The 1534-nt window shown below is 46.5% G+C and carries 2 protein-coding genes; one reads left to right on the top strand and one right to left on the bottom strand.

The window, feature by feature from the left end; genetic code table 11:
- A partial coding sequence (locus G497_RS0112510) for a hypothetical protein (protein ID WP_211228764.1) occupies positions 1-934 on the top strand: 934 nt, incomplete at its 5' end.
- Positions 935-994: 60 nt separating this feature from the next.
- Here G497_RS0112510 and G497_RS20400 read toward each other — a convergent pair.
- Positions 995-1534: hypothetical protein (locus tag G497_RS20400; RefSeq protein ID WP_034637925.1), on the bottom strand; the 540-nt coding region annotated here is incomplete at its 5' end.

Here is a 1534-nt window from a genome sequence, read left to right as displayed (position 1 = left end):
GGCAGGGAGGCGGTGTGGCCTTTCTTCCCCTGCCTGGCGGAAAGGGAAAGGCAGAATACTGGCCCCCTGCCTTCGCAGGGGCGACGGTGTTCAATCTCTCAACTACTGTGTGGATGCCCCCGTCAGTTGCATTGATCCACAGGGGTTGCGCTTTACAAAGGCCGAGGCAAAAAATGGTGGCGCTTCACATAAAGGTATTTCGCACGCATTTGGTGCCCCACATAATGAAAGCGCAGTAGGGGAAATATCAAGAACCATTGATGGAAAAGGAATGGAAAAACTACCCGATGGCTTGCGGCAGCACAGATTGAACATGACAGATGCAGAGTATCGCATACATAAAAGAGACGCAGAGATCTTTGCGAAAAAATTTCCTGCCATACAACCTGTGCTGGAAGAAATGGCAAAAATCACAGGCATTCCTCTGGAAATACTGGTGGGCATGGGGATTCAGGAAAATAAGCTTGATCCCTCTACTACGAGTGCGGCTTCTACAGATATTCAAGGCATGTTCCAGGTAGGTGGTAATGCACGTGATGCTGTGTCTCCAAAATCTGATGATGAGAAGGCCAGAAGAAATCGTATTATCCAAAAGTATGGTGATTCCTCTTTGTATGATGGCCCCATGTATGCGAAACAGCAGTTGGAGAAAAAAGGGATAGACCTTACAGCACCTCCAGAAAAAATTGCCTTTGAATTGTATAAGCCTTACTTGATGGGGCCAACATGGAGTGCTAATTTTGACAAACTGGCACCCAATGACACGGTGGACAAGGTGTTCCCAAGTAAAACAATCAAGAATAATGCAGCATACTTTATGCATGAGGGGAAAGTTGCCACCAAGCAGCAGGCGGAACAAAAGTTGCAAAATTTTGTTAATAGCTTCACGGATAAGGCACGTATTGTCATGAAACGCAATGAGCAAGGGCAATAGAGCATTACGTTAAAAAGAATAAAGGCAGCAGTAGAAAATTTTCTACTGCTGCCCTTGTTGCTACCAATCGGGGGGAGGCACTTCTTTCCAACCCCCTTTCTTGTATTTCTTCCAGGCGGGACTTACCACTTTAAACGTCGGAACTCCAGGTTCTATTCCTTTATAGACAATATCACCTTGAAAGCGGTAGGGGCCGAGTTTCCCATCATCCCGGTAACCAGGAACATCTGGGCAAAATGTTGCCTTAAAACTCCCACCCGAGCCAAAGCCCATTTTCCCGCTGAGAACATATCGCTTGTTCTTTGTATCCGTAAAATACATCTGAAACATGGGCTTTTCCACGCATTTCACCGTACCCTCCAGGGTTTGGTAGGGTAAAACTTGTGTATTGCGGGGCACACCAGGCCGCGTGTCAAGGCGAATAGCGCTGGGGTGTAACCAGGCGGTGCGAGGAATTCCATTTTTTTGTTCCCAAATAATTTTTCCAGGGGTAATAATAAATTGTCTGCCAAGGTTTTTTTCCCATGCGTTGGCATCATAAGGGTCGAAGGTGGAGGAATATGTTCCTATCTCCCCGCACAAGTTTTCTTTATCGTCATC

The sequence above is a fragment of the Desulfovibrio cuneatus DSM 11391 genome, from assembly GCF_000430005.1.
GTDB lineage: Bacteria > Desulfobacterota > Desulfovibrionia > Desulfovibrionales > Desulfovibrionaceae > Frigididesulfovibrio > Frigididesulfovibrio cuneatus.
The sequence above is the reverse complement of the archived record's forward strand: the minus strand, read 5'-3'. Positions and strand labels throughout refer to the sequence as shown.